Origin of the sequence: Streptomyces sp. NBC_00483 (genome assembly GCF_036013745.1) — a bacterium.
Lineage (GTDB): Bacteria > Actinomycetota > Actinomycetes > Streptomycetales > Streptomycetaceae > Streptomyces.
Genome location: NZ_CP107880.1, coordinates 5931487 through 5948427 on the forward strand (window position 1 = coordinate 5931487; position 16941 = coordinate 5948427).

The window sequence follows — 16941 nt, forward strand, 5'->3', positions numbered from 1 at the left end:
ATTCGTCTTGACCGGTGGCTTGATGTCAGGTGAACGAAGCGTGGCGGGACCGTGAACCGGCCCTGGCGGGGGCCATTTCCGGGGCTGATTCGCCATTCGTCGGTGTGCTGTTAACCCTTTGTTGCATTCTGGTTGGGCCGCGGCTAGGAATTGCTTCCTAGGTTTTCCATCGTGCCAGTAAGGAACCGAAAGCAGCTCAGGGTCGCCGTGCTCGCGGACTCCGACACCCGGTGGAAATGGGGGTCGCTCACCGCCTCCCGCATCGCCCCCGACAGTGTCGCCCTCGACGGCTATCTGCTGCGCGGCCGGGCCACCCCGACCCCGCGCCAGCTCCGCGAGATCGGCGTCCGCGCCGACAGCCTGCGCGAGGTCACGGCCGTCGAATTCCTGCGCGAGATGGGGTCGGCAGCATCCGGCGACCGCGAGTCCCGCGGATACGACGTCGTGCTGCTCGCCCTCGTCGGCGGGGGAGTCCAGGCCGTCCTGCACGGCCTCGCCCACGCCTGGCGGGGAGCGGCGCGCCGCCCCGTCGTCGTCACCGGCTATGTCGGCGTCGTCTACGAGAAGCTCGCCGACGGCCTCCTCCTGCGGCACGGCGCCGACGTGGTGCTCGCCAACTCGGGCTACGACGCGGACCGGTTCCGCGCCGTGTACGAGGGAGTGGGCGCGGACGCCTCCGCGGTGACCGAGTGCGCGCTGCCGTTCCTCGGCGGCGAGCCGTACACCGGCGGCGCCGCCCCGTACACGGTGACCTTCGCGGCGCAGCCGTCCGTGCCGGACACCGCGGCCGACCGCGACTATCTGCTGGGCCGCCTCGTCCGGCACGCCGAGTCGCACCCCGACCGCGAGGTGCTGCTCAAGCTGCGCAGCAAGCCCGGCGAACACACCACGCACATCGAGGAGATCCCCTACCAGAAGCTCGCGCAGCGCCGCGAGCTGCCGGCCAACTTCCGGCTCGTGTACGGGAACATGGGCGAGGTCCTCGACCGTACGGACCTGCTCGTCACGGTCAGCTCCACCGCCGCCCTCGAATCGCTGCACCGGCGCATCCCGACCGCGCTGCTCACCGACCTGGGCGTGCGCGAGGCCCTCGGCAACCACCACTTCACGGGCTCGAACTGCCTCGTGTCCTGGGACCAGTTGGACGCGGGAGTGCGGCCCGAACCGGACCCCGGCTGGCTCGCCCGGCAGGGCGTCGCGGCCGACGGCACGTACGAAAGCGCCTTCGACGGCGCGCGGGCCCGGGTCGCCGAACTGCTCGACGCCGACCGGCCCGCTCTCACTCCGTACTACAGCCGCACCACCGCCCCCGGCTATCTGCCGCGCATCCTCGCCCGCCACCACCTCGCACCCGACGGCAGCCCGCTGCCCGGCGCGCCCGCCGCCGACCGGGCGCCGGGCCCTGTGCGACAGGTCGTGCGCCGGGCCGCCCGTGGCGCCTACCGGCACGGGGTGCAGCGCGTCGCCCCCGTGATCCGGCGGATGGGGGAGCTGTGACCCCGCATCAGGACCCGCCTCTGAGGAACGACCAACTCCCTGAAGGAGAAGCGCACATGACCGACCTTGAGACGGTCCAGGCCGCCCCGGAGGCGGGCCTCGCCGCCCCCGTACGACGCGTCCTCGCCGTGATCCCCGCCCGCGGCGGCTCCAAGGGCGTACCGGCGAAGAACCTGGCCCCGGTCGGCGGCACCCCCCTGGTGGCCCGCGCCGTGCGCGAGTGCCTCGCCACCCGGCAGGTAACCGACGTCGTGGTCTCCACCGACGACGCCGCCATCGCCGCCGCCGCGCGGGACGCGGGCGCCGAGGTCGTGACCCGGCCCACCGCCATCGCCGGCGACAAGTCCAGCTCCGAGGCCGCCGTACTGCACGCCATGGACGCGCACGAGGCGCTGCACGGCGCGGCCGTCGACGTGGTGCTGCTCGTCCAGTGCACCAGCCCCTTCCTCGTACGGGAGGACATCGACGCGGTGGTCGGCGCGATCCTCGACAAGGGCGCCGACAGCGCCCTGACCGTCGCGGCGTTCCACGGCTTCGTATGGCGGGACGAGGCGGATGAACCGCAGTCGACCTCCGTACACAGCAAGGCCGTTGAGGGCGGCGTCGCCGTCCTCGCCGACCGGAAGACCGCGACCGGCGGCGGCTACGGCGTCAACCACGACAAGTCGCAGCGCCAGATGCGCCAGGACCGGCCCCAGGACCTCCTGGAGACCGGCGCCGTCTACGGCATGGAGACCAGCGGGTTCCGCCGCCACGCGCACCGCTTCTTCGGCCGCACCGAACTGGTGCGCACCGACCCCGCGCGCGTGCTGGAGATCGACGACCCGCACGACCTCGCGCGCGCCCGCGCGCTGGCCCCCCTCTTCGACCAGCAGTCCGTCCTCCCCTCCAGGGAAGACGTCGACGCGGTCGTCCTCGACTTCGACGGCACCCAGACCGACGACAAGGTGCTGATCGACTCCGAAGGACGGGAGTTCGTCACCGTGCACCGCGGTGACGGCCTCGGCATCGCGGCCCTCCGCAGGAGCGGCCTCGAACTGCTGATCCTGTCCACGGAGGTGAACCCGGTCGTCGCCGCCCGGGCCAGGAAGCTCAAGATCCCGGTCCTGCACGGCATCGACCGCAAGGACCTCGCACTCAAGCAGTGGTGCGAGGAGCAGGGCATCGCGCCCGAGCGCGTGCTCTACGTCGGCAACGACGTCAACGACCTCCCGTGCTTCGCCCTCGCGGGCTGGCCCGTGGCGGTCGCCAGTGCCCATGACGTCGTGCGCGGCGCCGCACGCGCCGTCACCACCGTCCCCGGAGGCGAAGGCGCGATCCGAGAGATCGCCAGCTGGATCCTCGGCCCTTCTCTCGATTCCCTCAACAAGTAAGGAACGCCAGAACCATGTCCAACGCGCGTCTTTCCCACGCATCCGACTCCCGTATCCGCAGCTTCGGTTCGCGCGAGGCCGGCCCCGGCCGCCCCGTCTACATCACCGGCGAGATCGGCATCAACCACAACGGTGACCTGGAGAACGCGTTCCGGCTGATCGACGCCGCCGCCGAAGCCGGCTGCGACGCCGTCAAGTTCCAGAAGCGCACCCCCGAGATCTGCACGCCGCGCGACCAGTGGGACATCGAGCGGGACACCCCCTGGGGCCGGATGACGTACATCGACTACCGGCACCGCGTCGAGTTCGGCGAGGACGAGTACCGGGCCATCGACGAGTACTGCAAGAAGCGCGGCATCGACTGGTTCGCCTCCCCGTGGGACACCGAGGCCGTCGCCTTCCTTGAGAAGTTCGACGTCCCCGCCCACAAGGTGGCCTCCGCCTCCCTCACGGACGACGAGCTGCTCCGCGCCCTGCGCGCGACGGGCCGCACGGTGATCCTCTCCACCGGCATGTCGACGCCGAAGCAGATCCGCCACGCGGTCGAGGTCCTCGGCTCGGACAACATCCTCATGTGCCACGCCACGTCGACGTACCCGGCGCAGGCCGAGGAGCTCAACCTCCGCGTCATCAACACCCTCCAGGCCGAGTACCCGAACGTCCCGATCGGCTACTCCGGCCACGAGACCGGCCTCCAGACGACGCTCGCCGCCGTCGCCCTCGGCGCCGCCTTCGTCGAGCGCCACATCACCCTCGACCGCGCCATGTGGGGCTCCGACCAGGCCGCCTCCGTGGAGCCGGGGGGCCTCACGCGCCTCGTGCGCGACATCCGCACCATCGAGGAGTCCCTCGGTGACGGCGTCAAGAAGGTCTACGAGTCCGAGCTCGGCCCGATGAAGAAGCTGCGCCGCGTGCCGGGCGTCGTCGCCGACGCGGAGATCGCCGTCGCCGCCGGCGAGCCGGTGGGCGTCTGACGGTCAACGGATCGACTCGTGGGCGGCCCGGCGCGGCGGTGACCGCGCCCGGCCGCCCCGGCGCCCTCGGGAGGGCCCGCATGTCCGGCAGTACGTTGTGCTTCGTCGAGAGCCCGGTACAGCTCCTCAACGTCCTGGAGTGGGCACACCACCAAGAGGTCACCGGGACCGTCGTGGTGCTCTCGCCCACCGACCCGATGACCCGCGGCCAGCTGCGCCGCATGGCCGAACTCGCCCGCACCGAAGGACACACGGTGCGCTGGGAGGAGGCCCGCGGCGGCGCGGCCGCACCCTTCCAGACGATCGGCGGGCTCGCCCCGTCGCTGCGCAGGGCCGACCGGATAGTCCTCGGCGACCCGTTCTCCCGCTACGTACAGCTGCTGCTCACGATCACTCGTGCCCGCGAGCTCGTCGTCGTCGACGACGGCACCGCCACCATGGAGTTCGTCGCCCAACTGGTGCGCGGTGAACGGCTCGTACGCTGGCACCGGCGCGGCGGCAGGGTGGGACCGCGCGACCTCGTCTTCGGTCCCGTCGCGGCCGCCGCACGCCGCAGGCTCACCGGGCACGCGCGCCGCGACTCCGTGTCCGTGTTCACGTCGATGCCGGTGGCCGAGGTCCCCGACGGCGTCACGGTGACCTCCAACGACTACGCCTGGACCCGCGCCCGCTTCGGCCCGCCCCGGATCACGCGCGGCGCCGACATGGTCGGGACCTCCCTGGTGGAGACGGGAGTCGTCGACCTGGAGCAGTACCTCGGCGCGGTCCGCGAACTGGCCCGCGCGCACGGCGCCACCCGCTACTTCGCCCACCGCCGCGAGAGCGCCGACAAGCTGCACCGCCTCGCCGCCGAGACCGGCCTGGAGATCGTCCGCCCGGACCTCCCCCTGGAGCTGATCGCCCGGCGCGGCCCCATCGGCCGGACGATCCTCAGCTTCCCCTCGACCGTCGTGCACACCCTGCCGATCGCCCTCGCGGGTACGGGGGTGAAGGTGGCGGTGTGCGAGATCGACCCGGCGTGGCTGCGGCAGGGCGTCTCCGATCACGCGCAGGGGTTCCTGGCGGGGATCGCGGGGTCGGCGCGGGGTGTGGTGCGGGCGGTCTAGCTCCGGGCGGTGTGGCTCCGGGTCGTGTGAAACCCGGTGGCCTCCGTACCGCCACAGGTCGTACGCTCGCTCCCGTGACCAGCCCCGAGTCCGACAGACTCCGGCCACCGGCAGCCGTCCGGTGGCCTTCTTCCGCGCATCGTTGAGGCCCGTCCTTCCTGGACCAGGCCTCCGCCGCCGCATGCCGTAGCCACCGCACGCGCTGCCGGAACCGCGACCACACCCCCCCTCTCCACGGTCCCGGAGTCCGTCGTGCCTTTCGCTCTCCACCTGCTCGCCCTCGCCGTCTTCGCGCAGGGAACATCCGAGTTCATGCTCTCGGGGCTCGGCCCCGACATCGCCCATGACCTGGGCGTCTCCATCCCCGCCGCCGGTGCGCTCACCTCCGCCTTCGCGATCGGCATGATCGTCGGGGCGCCGCTCACGGCCGTCCTCGCCGTGCGGTGGCCACGCCGCCCGGCCCTCTTCGGCTTCCTCCTGGTCTTCGCCCTTGTACATGTCGTCGGCGCGCTGACCAGCAGCTTCTCCGTACTGCTCGGCACGCGTGTCGTCGCGGCGCTCGCCAACGCAGGGTTCCTCGCGGTCGCCCTCGCCACGGCGGTGAGCATGGTCGCGCCCGATGCCAAGGGCCGCGCCACGTCGATCCTGCTCGGCGGCACCACCCTGGCCTGCGTCGCGGGCGTGCCCGGCGGGGCGCTGCTCGGCCAGCTCCTCGGCTGGCGGGCCGCGTTCTGGGCCGTCGCGCTGATCTGCGTACCCGCGATGATCGCCGTGCTGCGGTCGGTGCCGGCGGAGTCGGGGCCGGGTGCGCGCGGCGACGTACGGGCGGAGGCGCGGGCGCTGCGCGGTCCGCGGCTGCTCACGGTGCTGCTGCTCGGCGCGCTGGTCAACGCCGCCACGTTCTGTACGTTCACGTACCTGGCGCCCGTCGCCACGGAGGTCACCGGGATCGGTGCGGCCCGGGTCCCGGCGCTGCTCGCGCTCTTCGGCCTCGGCTCGTTCGCCGGGGTCAGCGCGGCGGGCCGGCTCTCGGACACGTATCCGACGCGGGTCCTGGTGCTCGGCGGGGCGGCGCTCCTGCTCGGCTGGGTCGTGTTCGCGTTCGCTGCGGGCAACGTCGCGGCGACCCTCGTCCTCGCCTTCGTCCAGGGCGCCCTGTCCTTCGCGGTCGGCTCCACCCTCATCGCCCAGGCCCTCTACGCGGCGTCCGGCGCGCCCACCCTCGCGGGCGGCCTCGCGACGGCCGCGCTCAACGTCGGCGCGGCGCTCGGGCCGTGGGCCGGCGGGCTCGCGATCGGGGGCGGGCTCGGGTACCGGGGCGTGCCGGGGGTGAGCGCGTTGCTCGTGGCGCTTGCGTTCGTTGTGACGTGTGTCGCACGAGTGGTACGCAGGAGGGTCGGTGGCGGGGCCACCGATGAGGCCGTCGTCGGGGGCTGAGGCGCAGGCTGGGGTGCAGGTCGAGGCGCAGGTCGAAAAGAGACGTCATACCCTCCCTGTGCGATCCACATGCGCATCGCGACCATATTTCTTACCCCAATCCGGCTGAACTTTTGTTGATCGCGGGTTAGTTGGCACCTGCATCGCCCTACCCTTCAGAGGGTGAACCAGTTGAAGTCCCGTGAGTCAGAGGCCGACAAGCCCGGGGAATCCGTGCCGGGCACCGCACTTCCGGGTGCGCTGCCCGAGGCGCTCCGCGCCGAACTCGTCGCGTTCCGGCGAGACATGCACATGCACCCCGAGCTGGGCAATCAGGAGTTCCGCACCACCGCGGCGCTCAAGACCCGCCTCGAGAAGGCCGGTCTCGCGCCGCGCCTGCTCGGCATGGGGACCGGGCTCATCTGTGACATCGGCACCGAGACCGGTGAGTGGGGTGCGGCGGACGGGCCGCGCGGGATGCTCGCGCTGCGTGCGGACATCGACGCGCTGCCGATCCCGGACACCAAGACGGACTGCGTGTACCGGTCGACGGTGCCGGACCGGGCGCACGCCTGCGGTCACGATGTGCACACGACGGTCGTGCTCGGGGCGGGGCTCGTCCTCGCGGACCTGCACCGCAAGGGCCAACTTCCGCACGCCGTAAGGCTGCTGTTCCAGCCCGCCGAAGAGGTGCTTCCCGGTGGTGCGCCGGACGCGATCGAGTGCGGGGTCCTTGACGGCGTACGCAGCATCATCGGCGTGCACTGCGACCCGAAGGTCGACGCGGGCCGGATCGGCATCAGGCCCGGCCCCATCACCTCGGCCTGCGACCGCCTGGAGGTCACCCTCGACGGCCCCGGCGGCCACACGGCGCGTCCGCACCTGACCACGGACCTGGTCACCGCCGCGGCCAAGGTCGCCACGGAGGTGCCGGCGCTGGTCGCTCGCCGCGTCGACGCGCGCTCGGGCCTTGCCGTCACGTGGGGGCGGCTTGAGACGGGTCACGCGTGCAACGTGATCCCGCAGCACGCCGAGCTGTCCGGCACGGTGCGCTGCCTGGACCTGGACGCGTGGCGCGCGGCGCCGGACCTCGTCCACGGGGCGATCCAGGAAATCGCGGACCTGTACCGCGCGAAGCCGGTCGTCAACTACATCCGCGGAGTCCCCCCGGTGGTCAACGATCCGGTGGTCACGGACCTGTTGCGCGACGCGATGACGTCCCGACGCGGGCCCGACTCCGTCGAGGACACCCAACAGAGCCTCGGCGGCGAGGACTTCTCCTGGTACCTGGAGCACGTCCCCGGCGCGATGGCCCGCCTGGGCGTGAAGCCCCCGGGCGACTGGGGCTCCCGCGACCTCCACCAGGGCGACTTCGACGTGGACGAGGCGTCGATCGAGGTCGGCGTGGAACTCTTCACGGCGGCGGCGCTGCTCGACTCCGCGTGAGGTGTGGTGCGGCCTGCACCGGGGTTCTGGTCCTGTGCCGCGGTCGGCGCCCTCGTCAGGTGCAGCCTGCACCGGGGGCCGCCTTGCCCACCCTGCCGCCCCAGGCGGCAGATTGCCCAAGTCGGGTGCGGTCGACCGCAATGGGTGGGGAGTGGTGGTGGGCGTTACCCAATGCGGCGCCGGCACCCCGCCGGGCCATTGCCTGCGGGTGAGCACTTTCAGCCCCTGCGGCGTTTGAGCAGCGGGGTCCGGGGCGGAGCCCCGATCTTGTGAAGCCGCGCGGGGATTGCAGGTAGTGGGCCGATCTCCCAAGACCCGCCGACGTTTGAGGCGCGGGGTCCAGGGCGGCACGCCCCGATCTCTCAAGCCCCGCCGGCGTTTGAGGCGCGGGGTCCGGGGCGGAGCCCCGTGGGCGGGGGACGGTTAACCAGTACGTAACGGGCCACCGGCACAAATGCATAACGGCGCCGCCCAACCGATTACCCCGCCACGCTACGCGCGTTACGCTCCGCCGAACTCAGCGCCCTGCACGGCGTGTTGACGAAGGAGCACCTCACCATGCGTCCATCTCGTACGTCCCGGCTCACCCACATCTCCGTCGCCGTCATCGGTCTCGCTCTCGCCGCCACCGCCTGCGGCGGCACCAGCGCGGACAAGGCGGGCGACGACGCCAAGGACAAGAACCTCGGGCTCGCCATCTCCTACGACGTCGGCGGCCGCGGCGACCAGTCCTTCAACGACGCCGCGTACTCGGGCATGGTCAAGGCCGACAAGGAGTTCGGATACAAGAGCGACGACCAGGAGCCCAGCGACGGCGAGAGCGATGCCGACAAGATCGCGCGGCTCAGCTCGCTCGCCAAGAAGGGCTACAACCCGGTCGTCGGCGTCGGCTTCGCGTACGCCCCCGCCGTGAAGGCCGCCGCCGCGAAGTACCCGAAGACCACCTTCGGCATCATCGACGACTCCACGATCCAGGCGAAGAACGTCGCCGACCTGGTCTTCAGCGAGGAGCAGGGCTCGTACCTCGCCGGTGTCGCCGCCGCCAAGGCCACCAAGAGCGACATCGTCGGATACGTCGGCGGCGTCGACGTACCGCTCATCCACAAGTTCGAGGCCGGCTTCGTCCAGGGCGTGAAGGACACGAACCCGAAGGTCAAGGTGCTCACGCAGTACCTCACGGAGACCGCCCAGGAAGGCGGCTTCTCCAGCCCCGACAAGGGCAAGACGGCCGCCGCCGCCCAGCTGGAGAAGGGCGCCGACGTCATCTACCACGCGGCCGGCCTGTCCGGTCAGGGCGTGATCGAGGCCGCCGCCGCGAAGAAGAAGTTCGCGATCGGCGTCGACTCCGACCAGTACGAGCAGAAGCCGCTGGCCAAGTACAAGGACTACATCCTGACGTCCGCCACGAAGGACGTCGGCCGCGCCGTCTACGAACTCGCCAAGTCCGTGCACGACAAGAAGCCGCTGTCCGGTGTGACCCGGTTCGACCTCAAGGCGGGTGGCGTCGGCATCACCGACACCAACCCGGAGTACAAGGAGGTCCCGGGCCTGGCCGACGCGGTGGAGAAGGCCAAGCAGGACATCATCGACGGCAAGGTGAAGGTCGCGACCAAGCCGTAGCCCGCACCGCAACGCACCACCCGCACCGCAGCGCCACGCACCCCAACGCACCACCCCGCACACACCCGCCGCGCCCCGGCTTCCACGACGAAGCCGGGGCGCGGTTGCAGTACGGACCGATAACGGTCTCCATGAGGGTCTTCAACGCGCGTTCTACGCGCGTTAATCTGCGGCGAAGCCAGCGCCGTCCGGTCCGTCGTCGGTGCTCGTACGTACCTCTGTACCTCTAGGAGCTCATTCCATGCGCCGGGTTTCCCGCATCGCGCTCGCAGGCACTGCGACCGTCGCCCTCGCCACCTCGCTCACCGCCTGCGGCGGCACGTCCAGCGAGGCCGCCAAGGACAAGAACGGTGGCAAGGCCACGGGCATCGCCATCTCCTACGACGTCGGTGGCCGCGGCGACCAGTCGTTCAACGACGCCGCGTACGCGGGCATGGTCAAGGCCAAGAAGGAGTTCGGCTACAAGGGCGAGGACCAGGAGCCGACCGACGGCGAGACCGACGCGGACAAGACCGCGCGCCTGGTCTCCCTCGCCAAGGCGGGCTACAACCCCGTCGTCGGCATCGGTTACGCCTACGCCCCCGCCGTGAAGGCCGCCGCCGCGAAGTACCCGAAGACCACCTTCGGCATCGTCGACGACGCCACGGTCCAGGCGAAGAACGTCGCCGACCTCGTCTTCAGCGAGCAGGAGGCCTCCTACCTCGCCGGTGTCGCCGCCGCCAAGGCCACCAAGACCGACACCGTCGGCTTCGTGGGTGGCGTCGACGTACCGCTCATCCACAAGTTCGAGGCCGGCTTCACGCAGGGCGTGAAGGACACGAACCCGAAGGTCAAGGTCGTCAAGCAGTACTTGACCGAGACCGCCGACGAGGGCGGCTTCTCCAGCCCCGACAAGGGCAAGACCGCCGCGTCCGCGCAGATCGAGAAGGGCGCCGACGTGGTCTACCACGCGGCGGGCCTGTCCGGGCAGGGCGTCATCCAGGCCGCCGCCGCCAAGAAGGTCTGGGCGATCGGCGTCGACTCCGACCAGTACGCGCAGAAGGCCCTGGCCAAGTACAAGGCCAGCATTCTGACTTCGGCGACGAAGAACGTGTCGGAGGCCGTGTACAACCTGGCCAAGTCGGTCCAGGATGGCAAGCCCGAGACGGGTGTCGTCACCGGTGACCTGAAGTCGGGGGAGGTCGGCCTCGCGGGCTCGAACCCGAAGTTCTCCGGCGACGAGGAGATCCAGAAGGCGCTGAAGACCGCGAAGTCGGGGATCACCAGCGGCAAGATCAAGGTTCAGAGCAAGCCGTAATCGCGGCGACATGAGTGCGGAACGGGGTGCGGGGAGCCTGTGCTCACGGGAGGGTCCGTGAGCACCCGGGCTCCCACCGCGCCCCGTTCGCAGACGTAGGGGCTCCAGCGCAGGGAACGGCGCCCGGCCCCCTTCTCCAGGAGAGTGCGCCATCAACGCGTCCCAGAGCCCGCCGGCCGTCGAACTGGCCGGCATCACCAAACGCTTCCCCGGCGTCGTCGCCAACCACGACATCCATCTCACCGTGAACAAGGGCACCGTGCACGCCCTCGTGGGTGAGAACGGTGCGGGCAAGTCGACGCTGATGAAGATCCTCTACGGCATGCAGAAGCCGGACGAGGGCACCATTGCCATCGACGGCACCGCTGTCACGTACTCCTCGCCCGCCGACGCCATCGCACGCGGCATCGGCATGGTGCACCAGCACTTCATGCTCGCCGACAACCTCACGGTCCTCGAGAACGTGGTGCTCGGCAGCGAGAAGCTGTACGGGATCGGGGCACGGGCCCGCCGTAAGATCCTTGAGATATCCGAGCGTTACGGCCTGGGCGTACGCCCCGACGTCCTCCTGGAAGACCTCGGTGTCGCCGACCGGCAGCGCGTCGAGATCCTCAAGGTCCTCTACCGGGGCGCCACCACGCTGATCCTCGACGAGCCGACCGCCGTGCTCGTGCCGCAGGAGGTCGACGCGCTCTTCGACAACCTGCGCGAGCTCAAGGCCGAGGGCCTCTCCGTCATCTTCATCTCGCACAAGCTCGGCGAAGTCCTCTCCGTGGCCGACGAGATCACCGTCATCCGGCGCGGCACGACGGTCGGCACCGCCGTCCCCGCCGAGACCACGTCGAAGCAGCTCGCCGAGCTGATGGTCGGCTCCGAACTGCCCACACCGGAGACCGCCGAGTCGACCGTCACCGACCGCGCCGTCATCGAGGTCAGCGGACTGCGCCTCGACGCGGAGGGCGGCCGGCCGCTCCTCGACGACATCTCGTTCACGATCCACGCGGGCGAGGTCCTCGGCCTCGCGGGCGTCGAGGGCAACGGCCAGACCGAGCTGATCGACGCGCTCATCGGCCTCAAGCACGCGGACTCGGGGACCATCGCGCTGGCCGGTACGGAGATCACCTCCTGGGTCACCCGCAAGCGCCGCGAGCAGGGCATCGGCTACATCCCCGAGGACCGCCACCGGCACGGACTGCTCCTGGAGTCCTCGCTCTGGGAGAACCGGATCCTCGGCCACGTCACCGAGAAGCCCAACGCGCGCGGCATCCTCATCGACATCAAGGCCGCGCAGGCCGACACCCGCCGCATCGTCGAGGAGTACGACGTCCGCACCCCCGGCATCGACGTCACGGCGGCGTCCCTGTCCGGCGGCAACCAGCAAAAGCTCATCGTGGGCCGGGAGATGAGCCACAAGCCGCGCTTCCTCATCGCCGCCCACCCCACGCGCGGCGTCGACGTCGGCGCGCAGGCCCAGATCTGGGACCAGATCCGCGAGGCCCGCCGCGAGGGCCTCGCCGTCCTGCTGATCTCCGCCGACCTGGACGAGCTGATCGGCCTGTCCGACACCCTGCGCGTGATGTACCGGGGCCGGCTCGTCGCCGACGCCGACCCGGCCACGATCACGCCCGAGGAGCTGGGTTCGGCCATGACGGGCGCGGCCTCGGGACACCTGGAACACGTAGAAGAAGAAGGCGCCGAGATTCCGGCGGCCCGGCAGCCGGAGGACGAGTCCTGATGGCCATGAAGAACAAGTTCGACAAGGAGCGGCTGCTCCTCGGCGTCGCGGGCCCGGTCATCGCCCTGGTCACCGCCGTCGTCCTCACCTCGGTGGTGCTGCTCGCCTCGGGCAAGTCCCCGATCGAGCCGTACAGCATCATGTTCGAGCAGGCGACGTTCTCGGACGTGCAGGTCCTGATCATCAACCAGGCCGGCATGTACTACCTCGCCGCGCTCGCGGTCGCCATCGGCTTCCGCATGAACCTCTTCAACATCGGTGTGGACGGCCAGTACCGCCTCGCCGCGGTTGTCGCGGCGATCGTCGGCGCGAAGGTGGCGCTGCCGGGCTTCGCGCAGGTCCCGCTGCTGATCCTCGTCGCGATGCTCACCGGCGCCATGTGGGCGGGCATCGCGGGCCTGTTGAAGGTGACGCGCGGCGTCAGCGAGGTCGTCGCGACGATCATGCTGAACTCCATCGCGTCCAGCGTCATCGGCTATCTCTACCTGCCCAGCGTCTTCGGCGTGCAGGTCGGCAACAACAAGACGACCGGCGTGATGCACGAGTCCGGCTGGTTCCCCGGCATCAACATGGGGGACGCGGGCGAGGTCTACGGCTTCGTGGTCATCGCCGCGCTGCTCGGTGTCGCGTACTGGTTCGTCCTGAACCGCACCCGCTTCGGCTTCGACCTGCGCGCGACGGGCGCATCGGAGTCGGCGGCGGCCGCCTCCGGCGTCGACGCCAAGCGCATGGTCCTGACGGCGATGCTCGTGTCCGGCGCGCTGGCCGGCCTCGCGGGCCTGCCCCTGCTCCTCGGCGACACCCACACGTACTCGCTGACCTTCCCGACGACGATCGGCTTCCAGGGCATCACGATCGCCCTGCTGGGTCGTAACTCGCCGGTGGGGATCGCGTTCGCGGCCTTGTTGATCTCCTGGCTGGAGAAGGCCTCGCAGGAACTCGACCTGCAGGGCTACGACAAGGAGATCGCGGTGATCATGCAGGGCATCATCACGATCGCCGTGGTGGTCTCCTACGAGGCCGTACGCGTCTGGGGCCAGCGGCGCCAGCAGCGCAGGGTCGGCATCGAACTCGCCGTGGCCGCGGCCCCGGGCAACAACAACGACACGGAGAAGGAGGTGGCTGCCCGATGAGCACGGTCCTCGTCGACAAGAAGGCCGCGTCGCAGCCCGCACCGGGCGGCCGCCGCAAGCTCTCACTGCCGGTCCTGATGATCGGGGTGGCGGGTGTCCTGATCCTGACCTCCCTGGTCCGCCTGATCACGGGCGCCGACGGCATCACCAACGTCAGCCAGATGGCCACGGCCCTCCAACTCGCCGTCCCCATCGGCCTCGCGGGCCTCGGCGGCCTGTGGTCCGAGCGCGCTGGCGTGGTCAACATCGGCCTCGAAGGCATGCTGATCCTGGGCACCTGGTTCGGTGCCTGGGCGGGCTACCAGTGGGGCCCGTGGGTCGGCGTGTGCGTCGGCATCATCGGCGGCGCGCTCGGCGGCCTGCTGCACGCGGCCGTCACGGTCACCTTCAACGTCAACCACATCGTGTCCGGTGTAGCCATCAACATCCTCGCGCTCGGCGTGACGCGCTACCTCTCCAACTTCACGTTCGAGGGCGTCGAGGGCGGCACGACCAAGCAGTCCCCGCCGGTCGACTCGCTCGGCACGTTCAGCGTCCCAGGGCTGTCCGACTGGCTGACGACCTTGAACGAGAAGCACTGGTTCCTGATCTCGGACATCGCGGGCCTGCTCGGCGGCCTGGTCACGGACCTGTCGCCGCTGACGATCATCGCGGTCGCCCTGATCCCGTTCACGTGGTGGGCGCTGTGGCGCACGTCGTTCGGCCTGCGCCTGCGCTCCTGCGGCGAGAACCCGGTCGCGGCCGAGTCCCTCGGCGTCAACGTGATCAAGTACAAGTACCTGGCGGTCATCATCTCGGGCGGCCTCGCGGGCCTCGGCGGCGCGTTCTTGTCGATCGTCGCGAACCCCTTCTACTTGGAGGGCCAGACGGCCGGTAAGGGTTACATCGGCCTCGCCGCGATGATCTTCGGAAACTGGATGCCGGGCGGACTCGCCCTCGGCGCGGGCCTGTTCGGCTACACGGACAGCCTCCGGCTGCGCGGCGGCACGGAGAACGTGCACGCGCTGCTGCTGCTCGTGGCGATGCTCCTGGTCATCGCCGCGATCTGGACGCTGGTCAAGAAGAGGTACGTCGCCGGTGTCATCTGCGCCGTGGCGGCCGCCGGTGCGGCAACCTGGTACGCGACCACCGACGATGTCCCGCAGCAGCTCGTGACCGCTGTCCCGTACATCGCCACGCTGCTGGTCCTCTCCTTCTCGGCCCAGCGGCTGCGGATGCCGAGGGCGAACGGCCAGCCGTACCGGAAGGGCCAGGGCGCGTGAGTGCTGACTGGGAGGACCTGAGACAGGCGGCGCGCGAGGCGATGTCCCGGGCCTACGCCCCGTACTCCGGCTTCCCGGTCGGCGCGGCCGCCCTCGTCGACGACGGCCGCACCGTCACCGGCTGCAACGTCGAGAACGCGTCGTACGGCCTCGGCCTGTGCGCGGAGTGCGGCCTGGTCTCGCACCTCGTGGCCACAGGAGGCGGCCGCCTCACTCACTTCACGTGCGTGGACGGCAAGGGCGAACTGCTGATGCCGTGCGGCCGCTGCCGCCAGCTGCTGTACGAGTTCGGGGGCCGGGAGCTGCTGATGGAGACGGGGGCGGGGGTGCGGACGCTGGGGGAGATGCTGCCGGAGGCGTTCGGTCCCGAGCACCTGAGCTGACGGATCCGGCGAACGGGCCTGCGCGGACGTCGATCTGGACGTGGATCTGGATGTCACACGCGCGGGCCCGTCGGTGTCTTCATGTCGAACGGCCGGGAAGACCCGGCCGGAGACGCTTCGAAGGATGGACACCATGGCACTCCGTATCGCAAAGGCGGAACTCCCCGACGAGCTCAAGCAGGGCATGATCGACCAGCTCGGCGCGGTGATGGAGCCCGCCGAAGTGCTCTGGCACAACCCGAAGGTGGCCCAGGACGGTCTCGGTCTCGGCCGCCAGGTCGCCCAGTGGGACGCGGCCGACGAGAGCCTCAAGTCGTTCGCGCACATGGCGGTCGCGGCGCAGGTCGGCTGCAGCTGGTGCCTCGACGTGGGCTACTTCCAGGCGCAGAACGAGAACCTGGACCTGAAGAAGGCGAGCCAGGTCCCGCGCTGGCGCGAGTCCGACGCCTTCACGCCGCTGGAGCGGGACGTGATGGAGTTCGCGGAGGCCATGACGAACACGCCGCCGACCGTCACCGACGAGCTGTACGCGGGCCTGCTCGACCGGGTCGGCCCGGCGGCGATGGTCGAACTCACCACGTACATCGCCTTCGTGAACTTCTCGACGCGCGGCAACACGGCGCACGGCATCAGCTCGCAGGGCTTCTCGGAGGCCTGCGAAATCCCCCTGGAGACCCGCGCATAATGGCCGATTCGTCGACGGACCCCTTCGTCACCCACCGCAGCCTGCTCTTCACGGTCGCCTACGAGATGCTCGGCTCGGCGGCCGACGCGGAGGACGTGCTGCAGGAGTCCTGGCTGCGGTGGGCCGAAGCGGACCGGACCGAGGTGCGCGACCCGCGCGCGTACCTCGTCCGGATCGTCACCCGCCAGTCCCTCAACCGCCTGCGGACCCTGTCACGCCGCCGCGAGGACTACGTCGGCCAATGGCTCCCGGAACCCCTCCTGACCAGCCCCGACGTCGCGGACGACGTCGAACTCGCGGAGAGCGTGTCCATTGCCCTCCTCACGGTCCTGGAGACCCTCGGCCCGACGGAACGGGCGGTCTTCGTCCTCCGCGAGGTCTTCGACGTCCCGTACGGGGAGATCGCCGAGGCCGTCGGCAAATCCCCGGCCACCGTGCGCCAGATCGCACGCCGGGCCCGCGACCACGTGGCGGCGCGCCAGCCACGCATAAAGGTGGCGCGCACGGAGCAACAGGCCGTGGTGGAACGCTTCTTGGCGGCCCTGCGCACGGGAAACCTGCAAGGCCTGATGGAGGTCATGGCCCCGGACGTGGTGATGATCGCCGACGGCGGCGGTCGCGTGGCCGCGGCGCTCGCTCCGCTGATCGGCGTCGACGTGGTGGCCAAGCTCCTGGCATCGGCCCAGGCCAAGGTGACGGAACTGACGGCGACCCCGGCCTGGTTCAACGCCGCCCCCTCGGCCCGCATCGAATTCGACGGAGTCCCGGCGGCGGTGAGCGTCGTGGTGAAGGACGCCCGGATCACGCACATCTACGTGGTCCGCAACCCGGCCAAGCTGACGAGAATCGACGAGGAGGCGAACTTGTCCCGGTAGCCACCATCAAGCCTCGGCGCTGGGTGGGCATTTTCAGCCCCTGCGGCGATTGAGCAGCGGGGTCCGGGGCGGAGCCCCGTGTCCGTAACGCCGGTGCGGCAAAATCAGCCCCGGCGCCGGATGAGCACTTCAAGCCCCG

At 70.5% G+C, this 16941-nt stretch carries 14 protein-coding genes; all 14 read left to right on the forward strand.

The window, feature by feature from the left end:
- Positions 1–171: 171 nt before the first annotated feature.
- Positions 172–1497, forward strand: coding sequence for a DUF6716 putative glycosyltransferase (locus OHA73_RS26720; RefSeq protein ID WP_327656322.1), 1326 nt, complete (start codon positions 172–174; stop codon positions 1495–1497).
- Positions 1498–1553: 56 nt separating this feature from the next.
- Positions 1554–2870, forward strand: a complete 1317-nt coding sequence (locus OHA73_RS26725) for an N-acylneuraminate cytidylyltransferase (protein WP_327656323.1) — start codon at positions 1554–1556, stop codon at positions 2868–2870.
- A gap of 14 nt (positions 2871–2884) precedes the next feature.
- Positions 2885–3844: an N-acetylneuraminate synthase family protein gene (locus OHA73_RS26730; protein ID WP_266713366.1), complete on the forward strand. Its 960-nt coding sequence runs from the start codon at positions 2885–2887 to the stop codon at positions 3842–3844.
- 80 nt (positions 3845–3924) lie between these two features.
- The gene (locus tag OHA73_RS26735) at positions 3925–4950 is read left to right on the forward strand and encodes a hypothetical protein (protein WP_327656324.1); all 1026 of its coding nucleotides are present in this window, start codon (positions 3925–3927) and stop codon (positions 4948–4950) included.
- 252 nt (positions 4951–5202) lie between these two features.
- The gene (locus OHA73_RS26740; protein WP_327656325.1) at positions 5203–6387 is read left to right on the forward strand and encodes a Cmx/CmrA family chloramphenicol efflux MFS transporter; all 1185 of its coding nucleotides are present in this window, start codon (positions 5203–5205) and stop codon (positions 6385–6387) included.
- Between the two features lie 162 nt (positions 6388–6549).
- Positions 6550–7812, forward strand: coding sequence for an amidohydrolase (locus tag OHA73_RS26745; protein ID WP_327656326.1), 1263 nt, complete (start codon positions 6550–6552; stop codon positions 7810–7812).
- Between the two features lie 558 nt (positions 7813–8370).
- Positions 8371–9432 carry a BMP family lipoprotein gene (locus OHA73_RS26750; RefSeq protein WP_266713374.1) on the forward strand — a complete coding sequence of 354 codons (1062 nt, stop codon included), beginning with the start codon at positions 8371–8373 and terminating at the stop codon, positions 9430–9432.
- A gap of 241 nt (positions 9433–9673) precedes the next feature.
- Positions 9674–10729, forward strand: coding sequence for a BMP family lipoprotein (locus OHA73_RS26755; RefSeq protein WP_327656327.1), 1056 nt, complete (start codon positions 9674–9676; stop codon positions 10727–10729).
- A gap of 151 nt (positions 10730–10880) precedes the next feature.
- Positions 10881–12464, forward strand: a complete 1584-nt coding sequence (locus OHA73_RS26760) for an ABC transporter ATP-binding protein (protein ID WP_266718813.1) — start codon at positions 10881–10883, stop codon at positions 12462–12464.
- A gap of 5 nt (positions 12465–12469) precedes the next feature.
- Positions 12470–13597: an ABC transporter permease gene (locus OHA73_RS26765; RefSeq protein ID WP_267072807.1), complete on the forward strand. Its 1128-nt coding sequence runs from the start codon at positions 12470–12472 to the stop codon at positions 13595–13597.
- Positions 13594–14859 (forward strand): ABC transporter permease, encoded by a 1266-nt coding sequence (locus tag OHA73_RS26770; protein WP_266713378.1) that lies wholly within the window; start codon positions 13594–13596, stop codon positions 14857–14859. Before OHA73_RS26765 ends, OHA73_RS26770 begins: the two co-directional genes overlap by 4 nt.
- Complete coding sequence (locus OHA73_RS26775) at positions 14856–15242, forward strand: cytidine deaminase (protein ID WP_266713380.1); 387 nt, start codon at positions 14856–14858, stop codon at positions 15240–15242. The genes OHA73_RS26770 and OHA73_RS26775 overlap by 4 nt, the downstream gene beginning before the upstream one ends.
- Before the next feature lie 133 nt (positions 15243–15375).
- Positions 15376–15927, forward strand: coding sequence for a carboxymuconolactone decarboxylase family protein (locus tag OHA73_RS26780; protein ID WP_327656328.1), 552 nt, complete (start codon positions 15376–15378; stop codon positions 15925–15927).
- Complete coding sequence (locus OHA73_RS26785; RefSeq protein WP_327656329.1) at positions 15927–16802, forward strand: RNA polymerase sigma-70 factor; 876 nt, start codon at positions 15927–15929, stop codon at positions 16800–16802. The genes OHA73_RS26780 and OHA73_RS26785 overlap by 1 nt, the downstream gene beginning before the upstream one ends.
- The last annotated feature ends 139 nt before the right edge of the window (positions 16803–16941 follow it).